The following is a 1,409-nucleotide window of genomic DNA, read 5'->3' as shown; positions in this document are numbered from 1 at the left end:
CCATTACCTAGAGTAATTAAGATCCCTCAGAGACGATGAGGTTGATAGGTCTGAGGTGGAAGCGTGGTGACACGTGGAGCTGACAGATACTAATGGATCGAAGACTTATCTATCTGAAAAGACGTTGGTTTACCGTTTGATGAATACTCTTATCCAGTTTTGAGGGTTTTAGAAAAAAATAAAATTAACCCTTGATTTTTTCTCTGATGAGCAATATAATAATTCTTGTCCTTGAAAAAAGTAAATAAGGTTTGGTGGTGAAGGCGAAGAGGTCACACCTGTTCCCATGCCGAACACAGCAGTTAAGCTCTTCAGCGCCGATGGTAGTCGGGTTTACCCCCGTGAGAGTAGGACGCCGCCAAACCTTACATATAACCCGGAGGATTAGCTCAGCTGGGAGAGCACCTGCCTTACAAGCAGGGGGTCGCAGGTTCGAGCCCTGCATCCTCCACCATGAAAGCCGGCCTAGCTCAACTGGTAGAGCAACTGATTTGTAATCAGTAGGTTGGGGGTTCAAGTCCTCTGGCCGGCACCATTTTTCATGAGCCATTAGCTCAGCTGGTAGAGCATCTGACTTTTAATCAGAGGGTCGAAGGTTCGAATCCTTCATGGCTCACCATGATCTTTTTGCGGGTGTGGTGGAATTGGCAGACACGCTAGATTTAGGATCTAGTGCTTCACGGCGTGGGGGTTCAAGTCCCTCCACCCGCACTTTATTCGCGGAAGTAGTTCAGTGGTAGAACACCACCTTGCCAAGGTGGGGGTCGCGGGTTCGAATCCCGTCTTCCGCTCCATTCTTTAAAAGAGCTACTTACTATAAATCAACAAGATATTATCATAGAACTTGCCAGGCCGGGGTGGCGGAATTGGCAGACGCACAGGACTTAAAATCCTGCGGTGGGTTTCCACCGTGCCGGTTCGAGTCCGGCCCTCGGCACCATAACTTCATATGCGCCCGTAGCTCAATTGGATAGAGCGTCTGACTACGGATCAGAAGGTTAGGGGTTCGACTCCTCTCGGGCGCGCCATTTACTTACGGGAAGTAGCTCAGCTTGGTAGAGCACTTGGTTTGGGACCAAGGGGTCGCAGGTTCGAATCCTGTCTTCCCGACCATTCCTTAAACAATGGGGCCTTAGCTCAGCTGGGAGAGCGCCTGCTTTGCACGCAGGAGGTCAGCGGTTCGATCCCGCTAGGCTCCACCATTTATTATTTGATCTTTGAAAACTGAACGAACCAACCAGTACGTCAATATTTTTCTTCTTAGTCAAGAAAAGACAACAACGCACATTCGGTGTGCAAATGAGCAAGTCAAACTTAACTTTTATGGAGAGTTTGATCCTGGCTCAGGACGAACGCTGGCGGCGTGCCTAATACATGCAAGTCGAGCGCAGGAAGCGAGCTGATCCCCT

The 1,409-nt window shown here is 49.4% G+C and carries 9 tRNA genes and 3 rRNA genes; all 12 read left to right on the top strand.

From position 1 onward, the window contains the following. Nucleotides 1–113 (top strand): 23S ribosomal RNA (locus tag E4663_RS19600); the annotation flags it as partial. Nucleotides 114–250: 137 nt separating this feature from the next. Then, nucleotides 251–364: ribosomal RNA gene (gene rrf, locus E4663_RS19595) — 5S ribosomal RNA — on the top strand. A gap of 14 nt (nt 365–378) precedes the next feature. Continuing rightward, nucleotides 379–454 (top strand) — tRNA-Val (locus E4663_RS19590). Nucleotides 455–459: 5 nt separating this feature from the next. Beyond that, nucleotides 460–535: transfer RNA gene (locus E4663_RS19585), tRNA-Thr, on the top strand. Nucleotides 536–543: 8 nt separating this feature from the next. After that, nucleotides 544–619 (top strand) — tRNA-Lys (locus E4663_RS19580). A 10-nt stretch (nt 620–629) separates the two neighbouring features. Next, nucleotides 630–711, top strand: a tRNA-Leu gene (locus E4663_RS19575). An 8-nt stretch (nt 712–719) separates the two neighbouring features. Further along, nucleotides 720–794: transfer RNA gene (locus E4663_RS19570), tRNA-Gly, on the top strand. 57 nt (nt 795–851) lie between these two features. Then, nucleotides 852–940, top strand: a tRNA-Leu gene (locus tag E4663_RS19565). Nucleotides 941–951: 11 nt separating this feature from the next. Beyond that, a tRNA-Arg gene (locus E4663_RS19560) sits at nt 952–1,028 on the top strand. A gap of 8 nt (nt 1,029–1,036) precedes the next feature. Then, a tRNA-Pro gene (locus tag E4663_RS19555) sits at nt 1,037–1,113 on the top strand. A 13-nt stretch (nt 1,114–1,126) separates the two neighbouring features. Next, a tRNA-Ala gene (locus tag E4663_RS19550) sits at nt 1,127–1,202 on the top strand. Nucleotides 1,203–1,320: 118 nt separating this feature from the next. Beyond that, a 16S ribosomal RNA gene (locus tag E4663_RS19545) occupies nt 1,321–1,409 on the top strand; the annotation flags it as partial.

This window comes from Halobacillus salinus (assembly GCF_004684905.1).
Taxonomy (GTDB): domain Bacteria; phylum Bacillota; class Bacilli; order Bacillales; family Halobacillaceae; genus Halobacillus; species Halobacillus salinus.
Note: the sequence above shows the minus strand (reverse complement) of the source record. Positions and strands in the feature narration are given on the sequence as shown.